Raw genomic sequence first — 18,983 nt, 5'->3', positions numbered from 1 at the left:
GCCGACCACCTGACCGGGCTACGACGTAACGCGTGGACCTGTCCCTAGGGGGTGTCCGCAAAGTCACGGGGAGAGCCAGAGCCGTAGGCAGGCGAGGGTGACCAGGGCTTTGTAGTGGCGGGCTCGTTTGTCGTAGCGGGTGGCGAGGCCGCTCTGTTCTTTGAGCTTGTTGAAGCAGCGTTCGACGACGTTGCGGCGTCGGTAGGCGGTGCGGTCGAGGCGGCAGAGCGTCTCGCCGCGTCGTCGGCGTCCGCTGATCTGGTCGGTGCGTTCGGGGATGGTGCAGGCGATGCCGCGTCCGCGCAGGTAGGCACGGATCTTGCGGGACGAGTAACCCTTGTCGCCGGCCACCCGGTCGGGCCGGGTCCGGGGCCGGCCGGGCCCGGACCGCTTGATCGCGATGCGGTCCATGACCGGCTCGAACTGCGTACAGTCGTTCACGTTTCCGCCCGCGACCGTGAACGCGAGCGGCCGGCCCCGCCCGTCGCAGGCGAGGTGAATCTTCGTGCTCAGCCCGCCGCGGGACCGGCCGAGCGCCTCACCTTCCCAGGCCCCCCTTTTCGGGCCCCGGCCGCGTGCTGGTGGGCCCGCACGATCGTCGAGTCGACGCACACGATCGACCAGTCGACTTCCCCGATCGCATCCGAGTGCTGCTGGACGTGGGCCAAGGAGCCGGTCCCGGGTCCCGTCCGCCGACCAGCGACGGAACCGTTCGTAGACCGTCTTCCACGGCCCGTACCGTTCCGGCAGGTCCGCCAGGCAGCACCCGTGGACAGCTTCCACAGGGTCCCGTTGAGAACCTGCCGCCGGTCCCGCACCGGCCGCCCCATCCGAGGCGGAGCCAGCAACGGCCCTATCACCCACCACACTTGATCAGTCACTTCATGACGACGCACCACGAACGGGCTAACGAACCACCGACATTGCGGACACCCGGGTGAGTTCGAAGACCACATCGACCAACTGCTGCTGGGTATCGTCGCCCTCGGCGCCACGGCTTTGACGCCTTCTCTGCTGCGCGCCATCGACTTCGCCTCCACCCGAGGGCGGCCACGAGACCGGTGATCACGGGGCCGACGGAGACCGACGGTCCGAGGGCCGTACCGCGCGGTTCTGTTCGGGGCGCTGTCCGCCGGTGGAGACGACGCGGAACAGCTCCAGCGTCCACGCGCGCTGTTCCTCGGTGTCCGGCACCGCTGCCCCCCGCGCCCGTTCCATGGACGCCCAGGCGGCCTCGGGCGTGATGCCCAGGAGGATCATGAGGGAGACCGCGGTCAGGGAGGACCGTCCGATGGCGCAGCGGCAGTGCGCCACGACATGGGCTCCGGCCCGCAGCTCCGCGGCGAGCTCCCGAAGTGACGGCAGCACGACGGGGATCGACGGGACAGCGAAGTCGGTGATGGGCAGGGCGACGAACCGCAGCCCGGCGGCCTCGGCGAGGCGGGGCTCGTCGGCGAGCCCGAGTGCGGCACGTTCGGCGTCGGGGAGGGCGCAGACCAGGATGTCGGTACCGGCTCCGCGCAGAGCTGCCATGTCGGCTGCCAGGTTCGCGTGACCGCGGGGCCGGACCATGGTGCTCAGGCGCCCCGGCCCCGGCGGGCCGGCGACGGTGAACAGGACGGGGGCGGACGGCCCGGTCATCGGGCGGACGAGCCGGGCGGGAGCCAGCGGTAGCAGCCGCCGCACTCGTCGGCCATCCAGCCGTTGAGGCTCCCCAGACCCCGCTCGTTGACCTGCCCGTCGTGGATGCCGTAAGCCCGTTCCGGCTGGACGGCACGGACGAAGTCGATGGCCTCGTCCGTCTTCATCCACGATCCTTGCAGGGGGACCAGCAGGGTCTCCACCGGCCGGTCGGGAAGGTGCAGGGCGTCCCCGGGGTGGTAGAGGGCGTCATCGACGAGATAGCCGAGGTTGGCGCAGTCCGGGAGGCCGCCGTAGATGCGCGCGTGTCGCCCGCCCTGGGCGGTCACCCGGAAGCCGGCCGCGGTGAACTCCTCGCCGGCGACGACGCCGGTGAAGTCAAGGCCCGTGATACGCGCCGACTCGGGGGCGTAGACGGGCACGCCCAGCCCCTTCAGCCGCAACAGGTCCACGTGGTCCTCGTGTTCGTGGGTCACCAGGACGGCGTCCGCGCCGGTGAGGGCCTCGGGCTCGCTCCAGACGCCGGGATCGATGACCAGCGTGCCGCCGCCGTCGTGTTCCAACCGGACACATGCATGGGTGTACTTGGTGATCCGCACTCGCGTGATCATAGTCCGGGGGTTTTGCTCATTCCTTCGGCGAATGGCTGGAAATGTCGGCCGGGCGCACCCCGGGTGTTCCCGGGTGAGCGGCGACCACCGGAGTCCCGTGCGCTCCGGGGAGAGCCGCCGTTTCGTCAACTACCCTGCGGACACCAGGAGTTCACCTTGTGGTCAGAAGTGTTCGCTGTTAGCGTCGGAACATGGACAAAACTAACTCGAACGTCGAGGAGCTCGCCGACCTGGCCGAGCTGGAATTCTCTCCGATCGCCCCGGAGGACGCCGCAGACCTGGACGACCGTGTGTACCTGCTCGGTGTCCGGGCGGAGTTCGTGAGCCGGTAGATTCCGCTCGTCGACCCGCCCCCGCCTGCCGGTGGCGGGTTGCCACCAGAGGTTCACCACCGGAAACGGTGCCGGGCCTTGCCCTTGGGGGACGGGGATTCAGCGCGTGGTCATGGAGCGTCTGCCGGCCGGCTGTTCTGCTGATTCAGTGGTGTGGCTGCCGGTCGGCGCCGCTGACGACACCATTGATGAGGCGATCGTCGCGCTCGATCCCGACCATCGCCTCGGGAGCGCGGACGACCCCGTCTTCCTGACAGCATGGCTTCCCTGCCCGAAGGGAAGCTGCCTGTCATTTCTCGGAATGAGCCCTGCCAGCCAGCGATGGCTGGCAGGGCTCGCCGGTAGCGGCTTCGCCGCGGAACGCAGGGCCGAACTGTCCGCCGCCCTGGCCATGGTGGAGCCCGGCGCCGCTCTACCGGACGAGCCGGTCGAGCAAGTGGTCGCGCTGGTAAGGGCGTTGACCAGGGACGAGACCGCTCCGGCCCAGTTCGGGCTCGGGCGACAGCCGCTGTGGTGCGGCCCCGACGGAGGCAGCGGCCTTGCTTTCTCCTGCGATCCGTCGACCGGCCGACCCGGCGTGACCGGCTCCTTTCTCGCCGGGGGATCCGGAGCCCAGTTGCTGACAGCGGGCGGCGCGGATCTCGCCCGACTGATCGACACGCAGCCCTGGGGCCCGCGGGTACGGGAGGCGGTCAACGCCGCCGAGGCCGAACTCGACTGGCCGGCGAGGGTGGAGTTCCTCGTCGAAGAGGGCAGGCCCCACATCGTCAGAAGCACCCGAGCACCTCTGCGCGGCGCCGCTCTCCTGCGTGCCGTGGCCACTCGGTACGAACACGGCCGGCTGACCCCCGCGCGGGCGGTGGCGCTGGTGGAGCCGCTGGACGTCGAACAGGCGCGTTCCGGGGCGGCGCACTCGCTCGATCTGCCCGTGGCGGCGCGCGGTCTCGGCGTGTCGCCCGGCATCGCCGGCGGCGCCGTCGTCTTCAGCGCGGCCGACGCCGTTGTCGCGCAAGCGAACGGCGAACAGCCCGTGCTGGTCCTCACCGAGTCGAGGCCGGAGGATCTTCCGGGCCTGCTGGCCGCGACGGCCGTCGTCACCGAGCGGGGCGGACAGACGTCGCACGCCGCGGTCGTGGCGCGCGGACTCGGACTGCCGGCCGTCGCCGCCCTCGTCGACGGCGTCCTCGACGCCGACGCCGAGGTCCTGCGCACCACGCACGGCGACACCGTCCGCGCCCGCGACCTGGTCACGGTGGACGGCCACACCGGAGTGATCCACCTCGGCGTCCGCACGGGGCACACCGCCGAACTGCGGGCCGCCCCGGAGCTGCCCGGCTGGCTGGACGACGCGCTGTCGGGACTGCCCGGCATCTCCGTGCGGGTGAACGCCGACACCGGCGCGGACGCCGCCGCCGGGCGGGCACTGGGCGCCGACGGGGTGGGACTGTGCCGACTCGAGCACATGTTCCTCGGCGAGCGCCACCAGGTGCTCCAACGGGTCCTGATGGCCCGGCCCGGCCCCGACATGACGGAGGACCTCGCCACCGTGCGTGCCCTCCTGCGGGCGGAGATCACGGACATACTCGCCGCGATGGACGGACGGCCGGTCACGATCCGTCTGCTCGACCCCCCGCGCCACGAGTTCCTCCCCGACCTGACCGAACTCTCCCTGACCACGGCCGCGACCGGCGCCCCGGCCGACCGGGACCGCCTCGACATCACGCGCCGCCTGCACGAGCACAACCCCATGCTCGGAGTGCGCGGCGTGCGGATGGGCGTCCTGCTCCCGGCGCTGACGGCCGTACAGATCAAGGCGCTGGTGGAGGCAACCCTCGCGCTGCGCCGCGCCGGCCGGGACCCGCGGCCCGAACTCCTCGTCCCCATGGTCAGCGTGCCCGCGGAACTGGACTTCGTCCGTGGCATGCTCGACGATGTCTGCGCCCATCTGGGAACCTCCCGGGAGCAGGCGGCCATCTCCCTGGGCGCCATGATCGAGACCCCGCGGGCCGCGCTGCTGGCCGGGTCGATCGCCCGCCGTGCGGACTCCCTGTCCCTGGGCACCAACGACCTCACCGCACTCGTCTGGGGCCTGTCCCGCGACGACGCCGAACGGCACCTGCTGCCCGCCTACGAGGAGGTGGGCCTCCTCCCCGAATCCCCCTTCGCCCGGCTGGACGTCGAGGCGGTCGGGACCCTGGCACGCCAGGTCGCCGCCGAGGCACGGGCCGTACGCCCCGGCATCACGCTCGGCGTCTGCGGCGAGCAGGCAGCCGATGCGGCGGCCGTGCGGTTCTTCGCCGAGGCGGGCTTCGACCACGTCTCGTGCGCGCCGCCACGGATCCCACTGGCCAGACTCGCCGCCGCGCGGGCCGCCGTCGCGCAAAGAGCGGCGGACGTTCATCCGACGGGGGCGGAGCGTTGAGCGAGCCGGCAATCGCCGTGGAACGGCTCGGCCGTACCTTCATCGACCGCGGACGCGAACTCGTGGCCCTGCGGGACGTCAGTTTCCAGGTCGGGGCCGGCGAGATCGTGGGCCTGCTGGGCAGCAACGGCGCGGGCAAGACCACCCTCACCAAGATCCTCGCCACCCTGCTGCTGCCCACGGCCGGTAGCGCCCGGGTCTTCGGCCACGACGTCACCCGCGATCTGCGCGAGGTACGCCGTATGACCGGCGTCGTGCTGGGCGGCGACCGTGGCCTCTACGCCAAGCTGAACGGCCGCGACAACTTGCGATTCTTCGCCATGCTCGCCGGCGTGAGCCGGCGCGGCCTGAGCGCGAAGCTGGACGCCGCGCTGGAGGAGGTCGGCCTGACCGGCGCGGCGGGCCGCGCGGTGGAGACCTACTCCAAGGGCATGCGCCAGCGCCTGCACATCGCCATCGGCATGATCGCCGAGCCGCGCGTCCTGCTGCTCGACGAACCGACCGTGGGCCTCGACCCGGTCGAGGCCGAACGGCTGCGCGGCACCGTCGCCCGACTGCGCGACACCGGAGTCTCGGTCCTGCTCACGAGCCACCATCTGCTCGACATCGAACGCCTCGCCGGCCGGGTGATCATTCTCGCGGACGGCACATTGGCGGCGGACCTGCCGGTCGAGGAGTTCGCCCGGCAGGCCGGCTACACCGCCACGGTGACCGTGCGCGGCACCGGCAGCCCGCCCGACGGCGGCGCCCTGTCGTCCCCCGACATCGCCGTCGGCGGCGTCGAGGTGGCCGACGAGTCGTGGACCCTCCGGCTGCACGTCCGCGACTGGAGTGTCGGCTCGTTCGGGCTGCTGGAGCAGGCGTTGGCGCACGTCAGCGTGCTGGACGTGCGCATCGACCCGGTGCGGCTGGAGGATGTCTACTCGCACGTGGCCGCGCGCCTGGCCGACGGCCGCCAGATCGGTGGAGTGAAGTGAGGGGCGCCACGTGGATGTTCCTGACCGCGTTCCGCATGGAGCAGCGGGCCATGCAGCGCAATCCGCTGCTGCTGGTCAACTCGGGCATGCTGCCCGCCGTGTTCCTGGTCATCGCGGTGGAGACCGGCCGCCCCGGCTCCAACGGCGCGGCCGAACTCATTGTGGCCGTGATGCTGACCGCGCTGTGGGGCTCGACGGTGTGGATGAGCGGAGGAGTCCTGCGCCGCGAGCGCACCTTCGGCACCCTGGCCCGCTGTGTCTCCGGAGTCTGGTCGCCCTACCTGGTGCTGCTCGGCAAGAGTCTGGGCGCCACCGTCACCAGCGTCGTCGCGATCCTCGTCAGCACCGGCGTCACCGCGGCGGCGCTGGGGCTGCCCTTGAGCGTGTCGCACCCGGCGTGGGCCGTCGTGTCGCTCGTGGTGCTGGTCTGCTCGGGCACCGCCCTGGGGGCGCTGGTGTCCTGCCTCTTCCTGGTGACCCGCAACGGGTTGGTGTGGTCGCACGCGCTGATGTACCCGGTCTTCGCCCTGGGCGGACTGCTCATTCCCACGGACGCGCTGCCCGAGTGGCTGCGCTGGGCGCCCGAACTGCTCAGCCTGCACTGGATCAAGGACTGTCTGGTCCGTGCGAGCACCGGGGACGTCACGTTCGCCCCGCTGGGCGTCGCGACGCTGTTGACCCTCGCCTACCTCTCCGCCGCCGGCTTCGCCTACCGCCGGTCCGTCGAGAGGTCCCGGAAGGAGGGGACGCTTGACCTCGCATGACGCCGCCCCCTCGCACGCCGCGGTCCCCGCCGGCGGCTCCCTGGCCTGGCGGGCGGCCGAGGCGGCCCGCATGGGCTGGCTGGAGTACCGTGCGCTCCAGACGCCCGCCGGTCTGCTCGGCGCGACCCTGCCGCGCGGGGTCCTGCAGATCCTGTTCTTCACGACCCTCGCGGGTGTCCTCGCGGGCCCCGGACACCGCGAGTACGCCTTCGCCGGATCGCTGGTGCTGGCGCTGAGCGGCACCAACGTCCACGGCGTGGTCGCCGTGCCCGTCCTGGACAAGCAGTACGCCACCTTCGCGCGGGTCCGCACCGGCGCGCTGTCGCCCACCGTCACCCAGATCGCCCGGGTGCTGCCCTACCCCGTCATGGGCTGGGTCCTCCTGGTCGTCCAGGGCGCGATCGCGGCGCCTCTGCTCGGCATGACGGACTTCGCCCTGCGACTGCTGCCCTGGGCGTGGGTGTACGCGCTGATCGCGCTCACGCTCAGCGTGCTGGGGCTCGCCGGGGCGACGATGACGGTCGGCAAACGGGCCGACGTGGTGGCCCCGAACGTCCTGTCCTACCTGGTCATGCTGTGCAGCGGCGCGATCGTCCCGCCCGGCCGGGTGGGATGGGTGGACGCGATCGGCCAGGTACTGCCGGCCCGGCACGGCCTGGACGCCGTCCGCGCGGGGATGGAGGGCCGACCATGGCTCGGCCACCTGGGCCTGGAGGTCGCCGCCGGTCTCGGGTTCACCGTCCTCGCCGCGCTGTCGATCCTCCTCCAGGCCCGGCGTGCGAGCAGACACGGCCACGACGACTTCGAGTGACCGACGTGCCCAGACCCGAGGGGAAACCGATGAGCATCATCCGCCTGCCCCTGGCCGTGCGGACCGAGGCGGACCACACGGCGTCCGCCTCACCGCCCGGCAGGGCTCTGCGTGTCGCCCTGGTCAACATGCCCTGGGCGCGCATCCACGCGCCCTCCATCCAGTGCGGACTGTTGCAGTCGATCACCCGCGAGGCCGGGCACGAGTGCGACAGTCACTACCTCAACATCGAGTTCGCCTCCTTCTTCGGCAGCAAGGCCTACGACACGATCGCCAACGTCGCCTCGGAACGGCTGCATCTGATGGGGGAGTGGCTCTTCTCCTACGCCGCGTTCGGCGAAGTGACCCCGGACGAGGACTACTTCGCCGAGTACCCGGAAGTGAAGTCCATCTGGGACGAGCTCACCGGAAAGGGCCTCGAAGACCTCGTGGAGATGCGCCGCGAGACGATGCCGGACTGGATCGCCGCATGCGCGGCCAGACCGGTGTGGGGCGAGTACGACGTCATCGGGTTCACGTCCACGTTCATGCAGAACACGGCGTCCCTCGCGCTGGGGAGGAAGATCAAGGAATTCCACCCCGGCGTGACCCTGGTCTACGGAGGCGCCAACTTCGACGGGGAGATGGGCGCCGAGTACGTGAGGAAGCTGCCCTGGCTCGACTACGTGGTGGCCGGCGAGGGCGACATCGTGTTCCCCGCCCTGCTGAAGAACATCGCCGACGGCACGGACAGCCCGATCGCCGGCGTCCTGCGGCACACCACCGCGCACACGCCGCAGGCGGGCGACGCGCAGCGCCCGCAGGCCCTCGACGACCTTCCCACCCCGGACTACCGGGACTACTTCGCCTGGCTGGAGCGCTTCGGCCGCGCCCGGCTGCTCGGCCGGGAGCCCGTACGACTGCCGGTCGAGTTCTCCCGGGGATGCTGGTGGGGCCAGAAACACCACTGCACCTTCTGCGGTCTCAACGCGCTCGGCATGGCGTACCGCTCCAAGTCCGGCGAGCGCGCGTTCACCGAACTCAGCGCGCTGCTGCGCGATTACCCGGTGGTGCATGTCGACACCGTCGACAACATCCTGGACATGGGGTACTTCTCGTCGCTCTGCACGCTGCTGGCCCGAGAGCACTGGGACGTGAACCTCTTCTTCGAGGTGAAGGCCAATCTCACCCGGGAGCAGCTCGCGACCCTGAGAAGCGCCGGGATCCTCCGCATCCAGCCCGGCATCGAGAGCCTCAGCACCCATGTGCTGCGACTGATGCGCAAGGGCGCGAGCAAGCTGATCAACATCCGGCTCCTGAAATGGGCCGGCTACTACGGGATCGACGTGGCCTGGAACATCCTGGCGGGATTCCCGGGGGAGACCGAGGAGGACTACGCCGAGCAGCTGCGCCTGCTCCCGCTTCTGTACCATCTGCAGCCGCCCGGGGGCTGCGGAAGGATCTGGCTGGAACGCTTCAGCCCCTATTTCACCGACCCGTCGTTCCCCATCGACAAGGTCCGGCCCCGGGCCAGCTACGGCCATGTCTACCCGGCCTCGCTGGACCCCGAGAAGATCGCGTACTTCTTCGACTACGAGGCGTCCGGCACCGTGTCCCACGAGACGGTCACCGTACTGAACGCCGCCGTCGCCACCTGGCGGACCCGCTTCGCCGAGTCGAAGCCCAGCCTCGTCTACCAGCGGCTGCCCGGGAAGCTGACGCTGATCGACCGCAGGACCGACCAGCCCAAGCGGGCAGTCCTCACGGGCTGGAAGGCGGAAGCCTACGAAGCCTGTGGAGACGCGCCCCGCTCAGCGGCGGTGATCGCCCGCCTGCCGGCGGCACAGGACGTGTCGGTCTCCGAGGGCGAGGTGACGGCCTTCCTCGAACAGTGCTGTCGCGCCGGCGTGATGGTGTCGGACGACGGCAAGTACCTCGGGCTCGCACTGCCGGAGAACCCCGGCTGGTAGCCGCCGTGGCCCCGTGCCGGAGAGGGATGTGCCAAGGAGGGATGAGCGGATGACAGCAGTCGTATCGGCCCGGGACAGGGTGCGCCTGGGCAGGAGCGTGGCGTCCCGCCTGGCCGCGTCGACGCACGCGGACGCCGCGTTCCTCGCCGGGAGTTCGTCGGTCGGGCTGGGCAGCGCCACCAGCGACATCGACGTCTATCTGGTCGGCGCCCCGGCGGGGGAGAAGCGGCGGCAGATGTTCGCCGACGACATCCGTGTCGATGTGCAGCATCTCTCCCTGGACACCCTGGAGTCGCTCGTCGACCGGGTCCTCGGTACGGGACTGCGCTCGGACCAGGCGGGAGAGACACTGTCGGAGCGTGAGATCGCGCTGTGCGTCCGGCTGCGCACCGGTGACGTCGTGACCGACTCGGGCGCGCTGTCCGCGCTGCGTCAACGACTCGACGAGCACCCTCTGCGCCTGTCCCGACTGGTCATGAACAACTGGATGCTCGCCGCGTTCTTCGCGGCCGAGGACTGCCTCGGACTGCGCCGGTCGGACGACCCGTCCGACCTGGACCCGGCCGCGTTCGCCGGCCGGCGCGCCCTCGTGTGCGCGGGGAAGGCACTGGCCGCGGCGGGCGGGGACCTCTACTTCGGCGAGAAATGGGTGTGGCGGCAGCTCGCCCGCAGTGGCCCCGACGGGTTTCCCCTCCCGGAGTTCCAACGGCTCCTGCGGGACGACCCGCTGGCCGTCGACCCTCAAGCGGGCCTGACCGCTCTGACGTCGTTCGCCCAGACCTGCCTGATCGCCACGGCCACCCTCGGCTGGCAGGGCGTCGACGTCTCCCGCTGGCCCGCCTGGCCTGCGGGGAGCGGTCCGCTGCGCAGGTCCCCGGCGTTCCTGCCGCGCGCCTACGACGACATGGTGACGCTGGTCCAGCCCGCCGGCCGGCACTTCCGCCTGCCGCCCGGCACGGCGCTGGTCTGGGGCCTGAGCGACGGGCGTTCACCGCGGACCGTCACCGAGTACGCGCTGCGGCTGTCGAAGGAGTCGCCCGCGTTCGCCGGGCTCACCGAGGAGCGGTGCCGGCGCATCACCACCGAGTTGCGGCAAGCGGGTCTGCTCACCGAACAGGGCGGCCAGTGGGGAGCGATGTGAGGTTCCGTCACCGACGCAGCACCGTCCTCGACCTCGCGCTCGCGCTGCAGCGCGAGCTGATCGGGCGCACCGGCTCCTGGGAGCCCAACTTCCTGCCCAGGCCGGTCACCCCGGAGACGGACCTGTTCGTCGACGGACTGCGGTCCTGGGCGAAAACTGTCGGATCCGGCCTGCCCGCGTTCCTGGCCGCCGCCGGCCGGCCGGAGGACCTCACCGCTCTCGTCGACGACGACCGCCTCCGATCCGGAACGGAACTCGTCACCACCGCGCTCACCGCGGCGGCGCCGGCCCTCGCCGAGGCGCTCCCCCAGTTCGAGGACGCCCGCAAGCAGGCGGCCGTGGCGATCGACGACTTCCTGGCGCCCGGGCGTTACCTGGCTCCCCTCCGCGCGGCGCTGGGCACCGACGAGACCGAGCGGACGCTGGACCTCCACCTCGTGCCGCTCGCACCCGCCCCGCCCGCCACGGGCTTCCTGATCGACGCGGGCAAAATTACGGGCGTCTACGTCGACTGCCGCCGCTTCCGCGGATCGACGCTCGCGGACGCCGTCCTGACCATGCTGGGCTGGGCGCAGCTGAAATCCGGGCCCCTCCCCGGGAACCACCTGTCCAGCGAGCTGGTCCGCCGCCTGCCCGGCAGCTCTCCGTACCAGCGGCGGCTGCGGGTCACCCTCACCAAGATCCTGGTGGAGCTGACGGCCGGCCATCTGGTCCGCGCGGTCGACTCGACGCACCGCCCATGTGTCGATGTGCTCGGCACCAAATGGCGCTACGCACGGCTGTACACCGTGGCCGAACGGCACTGGCCCCGGTACCTCGACGGCGATGTCGACCGCGCCGAAGCCCTCGACCTGATCGCCGCGGAGCTCGCCGCCCACAGCCCGCGCTGGTTCGTCGACTCCGTCGACCCGTCCTCGCTCGCCGCCGACTTCTACCTGCTGGAGTGGCTGACCGCGGCGGGCCACCGCACGGCCGGAGCACGGCTGTTCCGCTGGCTGCCCCACCTGTGCGCCGAGCTCGCGGGACATCTGGACAACGTGATCGGCAACGAGCTCGGACACTACGAACGAGCCAGGACCCAGCACTACCCGAGGGAACTGGCGGACTTCATCACGAAAATCAACCAGGGGGACAGCCGCGTCACATGGCAGCGGCTGCGCCGCGAGACCGGCCACGGCCGGGCGCTGCGGCTCGCCACGGACGCGTTCGCCGGTCCGGGCGTCGAGTTCGGCGGAGAGGCCTGGGCTCCGGTTGCCGCCATGGTGAGGCGCTACGTCCTGCACGAGCTGCCCGACCGAGTCTTCGTCGACCAGTGCTTCACCCTTGAGCACAACAACGGCTCGCTCTTCGACAAGTACCACGACACGACGGCCATGCGTGAGGTGCTGGACGCACAGGCGGCGACCGACCTCGACACGCTGCTGACCCACGCCTCGGCCGAAACGCGGGAGCTGTGGCAGACGCGGCGCCCCGAACCGGCGCAAGGCCATCCGGTGTGGCTCGGGCCGGGCACGGCGGCGCCGGCCGAGGTCCGCAACGACCCACCGGGATGGAGCGCGACCGGCCTGCACGGGAGCGCACCGGGCACGGTCGGAAGCGGCGACAGCGGCGACCGGAACGCGTTCGACCCCCTGAGCGACCCGCTGCGCGACTCCCCGGTACGGGTCCGCCAGACGCCCGCCCGCCGTCCCTTCTCCTCCTCCCTGAGGACCTACCGGTCCCTCGCCGTGGTCCTGCACACCGAGCTGGGCGGCGTCCACCTCCAGCTGCGCCCCGGCGAAGCCCCCTACACCGCGGACAACTTCGTGGGCCTGGCGACCGGACGTCGCACCTGGACCGACCCCCTGACCGGAGCCACCGGCGAAGGAGGTTTCTACGACGGCACGGTCTTCCACCGCCGTGTGCCGGGGTTCGTCGTCCAGGGCGGCGACCGGCTGGGCACCGGACAGGGCAGCGCCGGATACCGGATACCGGACGAAATCCATCCGGACCACGGATTCGATCGGCCTTTCCGACTGGCCATGGCGAATCTCGGCCGGGACAGCACCGGTTCCCAGTTCTTCATCACTCTCGCACCGGCGCCCCATCTGAGCGGGCAGTACACGATCTTCGGAGAGGTGGCCGACGACCGGTCGAAAGACGTGGTCGTCGCTATCGCCTCGTCACCGACGGCGGTCCGGCTCGAACGCGTGACGATCTCGGCAACCTGAACGCACAGTCCACCTCACCGGGGGCCTTGGCCGCGATCTGTCGTCAGCGACACCGCGGTGGTGCCGAGCCGGGGCAGTGGCACCGGCAGGGAACCGTCCGCCTCGACGCGCAGCGTGGCGCCCACGGTGTCGAGGTAGTCGGCGGTCGCCGCGCCGGTGACGGAGAACCCCGGGGTGAGTCGGCAGATTACGGGTTCTTCCGCGAAGGACTGCAGGCGTACGAGGACCCGCCCCGGTTCTGGCACGGTCAGACCGACGATCCGTACGCGCGGGTCGTCCAGGGTCAGCAGCGAGTGGGCGGCGGCGGGACCGGCTTCGGGTGCCCGGCTCGCGCGTACCGGCACCAGGGGCCGGCTGGTGACGGCGGCCGTGCGCATGCCGAGTACGGCGCCTCCGTTGGCCGGTTCTTCTTCCCAGCCGACGCTGTAGCGGAAGACGTGGTCGAATGCCTGCTGGGAGGGGAAGTTGGTGTCCCAGATGTTGTTGTGGATCCAGGAGAAGACCGTTCCGGGCTCTTCCTGGGCCAGTGACCGCGGATACGGCGCATAGGGGATGGCGATGCCGCCCACCTGGATCAGCGGTGCGTCCTGGGTGGCCAGTGCCGCGCTGGTTCCGTTCTCCTGGAGGCTGACCCAGCGGCGGATCGCCCGCATGTGCTGGGCGGAGCCCGGCACCGTGGGCAGTCCCGTTCCCGTGGCTCCGCCGGTCGCCTCCATCCGGACGACCGGGGAGGTCATGGCGAAGGGGAAGGCGAAGAACGCGCTCTCCTTCGTCAGGGTGGCGGTCTTGTCGATCCGGTTCTCCAGGTCGATTCGTGCACTCGCGCGCGGCAGATGAACCTTCACCCGTAGACGTCGGGCTCCTGCCGGGGCGCATTCGTAGACCAGCGTCTCGCCGGTGGCGTCCGAGGTCCGTTCCACCAGGGCCGCCGGGGGCGCCGTGTTCCGTGTGGCCAGCAGGTGCATCGAGGGGTCGGCGGTGGTCTTGCTGGACTGGTGGTTGAACCCGCCGGCCGTGGCGTACTCGTCGTACAGGTAGCCGTTGAAGCCGACCGTGGCGTCCTGGCGGACCAGCTCGCTGCCGGTCCGCTTGTCCACGATCGAGTCGATGCACGCGGACGCCAGATCGACGTGGAGGCGCAGGAATTCGTTCTCCAGGACCGTGGAGGCATCAGCCGGCGCGCTGTCTTCCGCCGCCGGCTCGGCAGACGAGGCTGGAGCGGGCTCGATGTCCACCCGTACCGCCCCGTGGGGCGGTACGGCGGGCAGCCGGAACAGCAGGAAGCGTCCCGCCGCGCGGTGCAGTTCGTTGCTCTGCGCTTCCTCCACCGCCTCCAGCTCGGATCCGTCACGGGAGTCGACGACCCGCACCGGGTCGGCGAGGGGCACGGTGCTCTCGGGCAGGAAGAGCCGGACCGTCTCGGACCGTTCCCAGCTGCACGTGTTGACGACGTAGTAACCGGCGAGCGTTCCCTCGCGCGGAGCCAGCCGTTCCCCCAGCGCGGCGCTCGCGGCGTCGAGCAAGGTGCGGGCCCCGTCGTGGGCGTTGAGGGCCTGGGCGTACTTCCAGTGCCACTGTCGCTCGCCCGATGCGTGGCCGTGGTCGCCGTGGGTCCAGGGGTCGCCCGCTCCCCACGTGTGTTCGTTGAACAGCGAGGCGGCGCGGTACACATCGGGGGCGGCCCCGGTGATCCGGACCCCGTCCGATGCCCCCAGAATCTCCGCGTATCCCGCGACGGTCTGCGCGTCGGCGAGCGCCGCCTGCCCGTCGCGGGTGGCGGCCAGGGGCACGGCGCCCGCTCCGACGCCGTCGACCCACCAGTCCGTCCAGTCGCCCTCGAACGTCTCGATCCGGTCGCCGAGCCGCTGTTCGGCGTCGATGAAGAAGTCCTCGTTGCGGGAGGTGCGCAGGACGGGGAAGGCCCATTCCTCGTTCCACCGGCGTACGGTCTCCGCGATGATGCGGCGCGGCGGGCCGTTGTCCGCGAACTTGCCCAGGACGCGCAGGTGCAGGATGTCCCACGGGTAGGGGGCACCCTTGAACTCCTCGTCCAGTATGGGGAATCCGGGGATGCCGCGGCCCTCGTGCGGGTACTGGTGGTTCGCCAGCGCGGTGAGGTAGTTCGGCAGCAGGTCGTCGACGCGGTCGAAGGACTCGTCGAAGCCGAGGATCGACCCCTCCATGTAGGCGAGGCCGTGCGGGGTGTCGGTGCGCCATACGAGCACTTCGCGTCCGCTCGGCGCCCGCCAGCGGAACAGGCGCGGCAGGTCCTGGCCACCGGTGTGGTGCGGTACCGCGCGCCCCGCCCAGTTGTGGGCGACCGACAGGTAGCGGATCCCGCTTCCCGCGAGGACGTCGGGGAGACCGACGACCTGGCCGGGTACGTCTGTCTGCATGGCCGTGGTGATGTCGATGCCGTGCCGGTCCCGCAGTTCGCGGACGGGGCGCAGCAGTTCGTGCAGCTCGTCGGTGGAGCAGGTCTCGGTGTGCAGGTTGAAGGGCATCGCGGCCAGTTCGACGCGGCCTTCGCGTACCCGGTCCAGGAATTCCGCGACCTGCCGCGGCGGACGGTTCTGTGACCAGTTCTCGTAGCTGAAGAATCCCTCGACCGCCCAGCGGAACTTCGACTCGTCGGGCCAGTCGTCCGTGGTGCGGCAGAGTTCGAGCAGGGAGTCGAGGTACTTGCGTCCTTCGGCGAGCACGGTGCTCTGCGGGTCGGTGTAGCCGATGTCCAGGTGGGCGTGCTGGACGAGGTGCAGCGTCCAGTGGCGCTGCGGGGTCAGCCGTACCTCGACGCTTTCCCCGTCGGCCAGCTCCGGCAGCTCGACCAGGACGGGTGTGGGCGACTTCACCTCCGGGACGAGGAGCCGGACGTCTCCGCCGGGCCCCGGCAGGACGTCGCACCGCAGCGCACCGCCCGCGACGGTGGTGACGCGGGCACGGGTGACCGCTCGGCCGCCCGTGGTGACGCGGACGGACTGGAGCAGGCCGCCCGCGCCGTCGTGGCGCAGCAGCGGCTCGCAGGCCAGCCGGATCCGGTGTCCGCCGAGGACCCCCTCGGCGGACACCGCGCGGTCCCGCAGGATGTCGCGGGCCGTGTTCGAGTCCCACCAGGAGGGACGGGCAAGTGCGGGGCGGGGCATGGGAGAGGTCTCCACTCGTATGCGGTGCGGTGCTGGTCGGGGTGGGCGGGGCTCAGGAACGGTCGGTGGCGAGCCCGGCGAAGATCTGGATCATGGCGGACTGGTGGAGGGTCTCGGCCTGTGCGGCCGGGTCGTGGTCGCCGCCGCCGGAGGGCTGGAAGCGGAACAGGCCGTCGGACGGCGACCGGTTGTCCTTCCAGGTCTGCTCGGCGTACGCGGCGGCCGTCTCCCGGTACGCGCGGTTGGGCCGCACCTCGTCCAGGATGCGGAGGTTGTCGAAGTAGAAGGCGTTGAAGATCGCCGGCTGGTCGTGCAGCCGGTCGCCCTGCTTCCAGTAGCCGAGCGAGCCGGTGGCGTCTTCGACAGCGCGGTCGAGATAGGCGCGGTCACCGGTGGCGCGGTAGAGCGTGGTGGCGGTGCCGATCATGGCTCCGGAGTTGTATGTCCACAGGGTCTCGTTGACGGTGCCGTCGTCGTCGCGGCTGTTGTTGTACAGGCCCGGGGAGTTGCGCAGGCACGACCAGTTCCACTCGTACCACTTCTTCGCGCTCGCGAGGTACCGGCCGTCGTGGCCGGTGGCGTAGAGCTCTGCGGCCAGTTGGGCGGACAGGCCCGTCACGTTGGCGGCGCGCATGTAGTTGCCCGGGGAGTCGACCCAGTGCATGCCTCCGGGGCAGGGTTTGGTGGGGTCGTCGTCCCAGCCGCGGCTGACGACGTCGAAGGTCTCCGCCGCCCGCTCGAGGTAGAGCTTCTCGCCGGTGGCCCGGTACTGGTCGAGGAAGGTGAGCCCGACGACGGCGTTGTCGTCGTAGAAGACGTCGCCGCCCTGGCCGAGCGGTGCGGGCAGGTAGGAGTCGTAACCGGGCCTGCCGTCGCGGGGGTTGAAGTACAGGCGCAGGGTCGTGAAGCGCTCGGCGGCATCGCGGTCGTAGCGGGCGCCGACGCGCGGGAGTTCTGACATGTCGACAGTGGCGGCTGCGGCTTCCCGCAGGGGCCACAGGTACGAGTGAGCGTTCTCCTCCTCCTTGCGAGGCGTCTTCTCCAGGTACAGGCCGTGCTCCTGCGGGCCCTGGTAGAGGTGCTGCTGCAGGGCGTCATAGCCGGCCTCGGCGCGGTGAGCCCAGGTGGCGGGTGTGGTGTCCCGGTCGTTGCCGGCCGCCGCGGCGGGGCTCGCCCACAGCGCTCCGGTCAGAACGGCGAGGGCAAGTGCGGCGCGTGCGGGTGTTTTCACCATGGTCTGCCTTTCGGGAAGGTGGATCGGTGAGGGTGGCCGGAATGCGGCTCAGCCGTGCAGCTTGAGGCTGCTGACGAAGAAGCGCTGTGCGGAGAAGAACAGGACGACGGTCGGCAGCGAGACGAGTAGCGCGCCACCGAGGACGACGGGCGGGCCGACGTTGGAGTAGTTGCCCTGGAGTTCGGCGAGGGCGGCCATGACGGGGCGGATGTTGCCGCTGGTGGACAAGGTGATGCCGAACAGCAGGTCGTTCCAGACGGCGACGAACTGGAAGACGAACGCGGCGACCATGGCGGAGCGGGACAGCGGCACGTGGATCTGCCAGAAGATCCGCCACCACGACGCCCCGTCCATCCGGGCAGCTTCGATGATCTCCGGTGCCAGCGTCAGCGCGAAGTTGCGCATGATGAAGTAGGCGAACGGAATGGCGATGGCCACGTACACCAGGAACAGCCCGAACTGGGCGTCATAGAGCCCGGCATCGGCGTACGCCAGGAACAGGGGCCGCAGGAAGACCTGGAGCGGCAGCAGGGTGCCCGAGTAGATCAGCCAGAACCACAGCGCCTTGTGCCGGACCGGCATGATGACGGTGGCGAACGCGGCCGTAGTGGCCACCACGATGGCCGCTCCGGCGCTGGTGACGGCGTACAGCAGGCTGTTGCCCATGGCGGGACCGAGGTTCGCCCGCGTCCAGGCTTGGGACATGTTGTCGAAGAGGCCGAAGCCCTGCGGCCACCAGTGCGGCGTGCCGCCGTAGTCGGCGGCCGGCACCAGGGCGTTGACCAGCAGCAGCCAGGTGGGCAGGGCCCAGGCCAGGGAGATGACCACCAGGGTCGCGTTGCGCAGGATGCGGCCGGGCGTGAGCCGCGCCCGGGGAGCGGACCTGCGTGTGATGCCGATGGTGGTCATGATCAGTTGCCTTTCGGGGTCAGCTGACGGCGCAGATACAGCCACGAGGCGATCAGCACGATCGTGGTGAGGACGACCGCGACGGCCGCGCCGGCTCCGGGGCGCAGGGCCAGAAAGGTCTCCTGGTACATCGAGACGGCGAGCGTCTCCGAGGCCCGGCCGGGCCCGCCCTGGGTGAGCACCCAGATCAGGTCGAAGGACTTGAGCCCGTTGACCAGGCTGGTGCCGACGACGATCACCGAGACGGTCCGCAGCTGAGGCAGCACGACGTACCAGAACTTCCGCCAGCCCGCCGCACCGTCGAGCGAAGCCGCCTCGAGGGTTTCGGGCGGGATGGTCTGGAGCCCCACCAGGAAGAGGATCACGGCGACGCCCGCCGACTGCCACGTATTGGCGGCGATCATGACCAGCGTGTTGCCGGGCCATTCGAGGAGCCAGCCCTGGGCGAGGGAGTCCAGACCGAGTGCCTTGAGCATCTGGTTGGCGGCGCCGTCGGTGGTCAGGACGAAGTTCCACACCACCGCGACGGCCGAGCCGGACAGGGCGTAGGGAAGGACGACGACCAGGCGGGCCACACGGGACCAGCCACCGGTGTGCGTCAGCACGGCGATGGCCAGGCCGAGCAGGAGCGGGAGCGCCACCGTGCCGACCACCCACATCAGGGTGTTCTGGATCGACCGCGTCAGTACGGGATCGCTGAGGAAGAGGCCGTAGTTGTCGAGACCGGCGAAACCCGATACGCGCCGGTCGTCGAAGAAGCTCCGGTAGACGGTCGAGGCGAACGGAAACAGCAGCAGTGCGCTCACCAGGAGCACGGCGGGAGCCAGGAACCCGGCCCC

The 18,983-nt window shown here is 70.8% G+C and carries 14 protein-coding genes and 1 pseudogene; 8 read left to right on the top strand and 7 right to left on the bottom strand.

From position 1 onward, the window contains the following. Positions 1 to 63: 63 nt before the first annotated feature. The 3 genes and pseudogenes from GXP76_RS01665 to GXP76_RS01655 all read right to left on the bottom strand — a co-directional run bounded on the left by GXP76_RS01665 (position 64) and on the right by GXP76_RS01655 (position 2,252). A pseudogene (locus tag GXP76_RS01665) lies at positions 64 to 956 on the bottom strand (IS5 family transposase). 109 nt (positions 957 to 1,065) lie between these two features. After that, the gene (locus GXP76_RS01660) at positions 1,066 to 1,641 is read right to left on the bottom strand and encodes a tyrosine protein phosphatase (protein ID WP_242569567.1); all 576 of its coding nucleotides are present in this window, start codon (positions 1,639 to 1,641) and stop codon (positions 1,066 to 1,068) included. After that, entirely contained in the window at positions 1,638 to 2,252 is a 615-nt protein-coding gene (locus GXP76_RS01655; RefSeq protein WP_242569566.1) for an MBL fold metallo-hydrolase, read from the bottom strand. The genes GXP76_RS01660 and GXP76_RS01655 overlap by 4 nt, the downstream gene beginning before the upstream one ends. Before the next feature lie 191 nt (positions 2,253 to 2,443). On the opposite strand from GXP76_RS01655, the gene GXP76_RS01650 reads away from it, so the two are divergent. The 8 genes from GXP76_RS01650 (at position 2,444) to GXP76_RS01615 (ending at position 12,858) form a co-directional block, all read left to right on the top strand. Then, entirely contained in the window at positions 2,444 to 2,584 is a 141-nt protein-coding gene (locus GXP76_RS01650; RefSeq protein ID WP_242569565.1) for a hypothetical protein, read from the top strand. Positions 2,585 to 2,885: 301 nt separating this feature from the next. Continuing rightward, a complete protein-coding gene (locus GXP76_RS01645) occupies positions 2,886 to 5,006 on the top strand; it encodes a putative PEP-binding protein (RefSeq protein WP_242569564.1) in 2,121 nt (706 codons plus the stop codon). Beyond that, entirely contained in the window at positions 5,003 to 5,983 is a 981-nt protein-coding gene (locus GXP76_RS01640; RefSeq protein WP_242569563.1) for an ABC transporter ATP-binding protein, read from the top strand. Before GXP76_RS01645 ends, GXP76_RS01640 begins: the two co-directional genes overlap by 4 nt. After that, entirely contained in the window at positions 5,980 to 6,747 is a 768-nt protein-coding gene (locus tag GXP76_RS01635; protein ID WP_242569562.1) for an ABC transporter permease, read from the top strand. Before GXP76_RS01640 ends, GXP76_RS01635 begins: the two co-directional genes overlap by 4 nt. Further along, positions 6,734 to 7,558, top strand: coding sequence for an ABC transporter permease (locus GXP76_RS01630; RefSeq protein WP_242569561.1), 825 nt, complete (start codon positions 6,734 to 6,736; stop codon positions 7,556 to 7,558). The genes GXP76_RS01635 and GXP76_RS01630 overlap by 14 nt, the downstream gene beginning before the upstream one ends. 29 nt (positions 7,559 to 7,587) lie before the next feature. Next, positions 7,588 to 9,507, top strand: a complete 1,920-nt coding sequence (locus tag GXP76_RS01625; RefSeq protein WP_242569560.1) for a RiPP maturation radical SAM C-methyltransferase — start codon at positions 7,588 to 7,590, stop codon at positions 9,505 to 9,507. A gap of 49 nt (positions 9,508 to 9,556) precedes the next feature. Next, complete coding sequence (locus GXP76_RS01620) at positions 9,557 to 10,648, top strand: hypothetical protein (protein ID WP_242569559.1); 1,092 nt, start codon at positions 9,557 to 9,559, stop codon at positions 10,646 to 10,648. A 1,703-nt stretch (positions 10,649 to 12,351) separates the two neighbouring features. Beyond that, positions 12,352 to 12,858: a peptidylprolyl isomerase gene (locus GXP76_RS01615; RefSeq protein WP_242569587.1), complete on the top strand. Its 507-nt coding sequence runs from the start codon at positions 12,352 to 12,354 to the stop codon at positions 12,856 to 12,858. 14 nt (positions 12,859 to 12,872) lie between these two features. Here the strand turns inward: GXP76_RS01615 and GXP76_RS01610 are convergent, their stop codons facing one another. From GXP76_RS01610 to GXP76_RS01595, 4 genes are read right to left on the bottom strand one after another with little or no spacing between them, the layout of a single operon-like run. Next, positions 12,873 to 16,001 carry a glycoside hydrolase family 38 C-terminal domain-containing protein gene (locus GXP76_RS01610; RefSeq protein WP_242569558.1) on the bottom strand — a complete coding sequence of 1,043 codons (3,129 nt, stop codon included), beginning with the start codon at positions 15,999 to 16,001 and terminating at the stop codon, positions 12,873 to 12,875. A 52-nt stretch (positions 16,002 to 16,053) separates the two neighbouring features. Then, entirely contained in the window at positions 16,054 to 17,235 is a 1,182-nt protein-coding gene (locus tag GXP76_RS01605; RefSeq protein ID WP_242569557.1) for a glycoside hydrolase family 76 protein, read from the bottom strand. Between the two features lie 48 nt (positions 17,236 to 17,283). Beyond that, the gene (locus tag GXP76_RS01600; protein ID WP_242569556.1) at positions 17,284 to 18,144 is read right to left on the bottom strand and encodes a carbohydrate ABC transporter permease; all 861 of its coding nucleotides are present in this window, start codon (positions 18,142 to 18,144) and stop codon (positions 17,284 to 17,286) included. Positions 18,145 to 18,146: 2 nt separating this feature from the next. Beyond that, the gene (locus GXP76_RS01595) at positions 18,147 to 18,950 is read right to left on the bottom strand and encodes a carbohydrate ABC transporter permease (RefSeq protein ID WP_242569555.1); all 804 of its coding nucleotides are present in this window, start codon (positions 18,948 to 18,950) and stop codon (positions 18,147 to 18,149) included. Positions 18,951 to 18,983: the final 33 nt, after the last annotated feature.

Source organism: Streptomyces sp. NP-1717, from assembly GCF_022695985.1.
Classification (GTDB): Bacteria; Actinomycetota; Actinomycetes; order Streptomycetales; family Streptomycetaceae; genus Streptomyces.
This window is presented reverse-complemented; position numbering and strand designations above follow the sequence as displayed.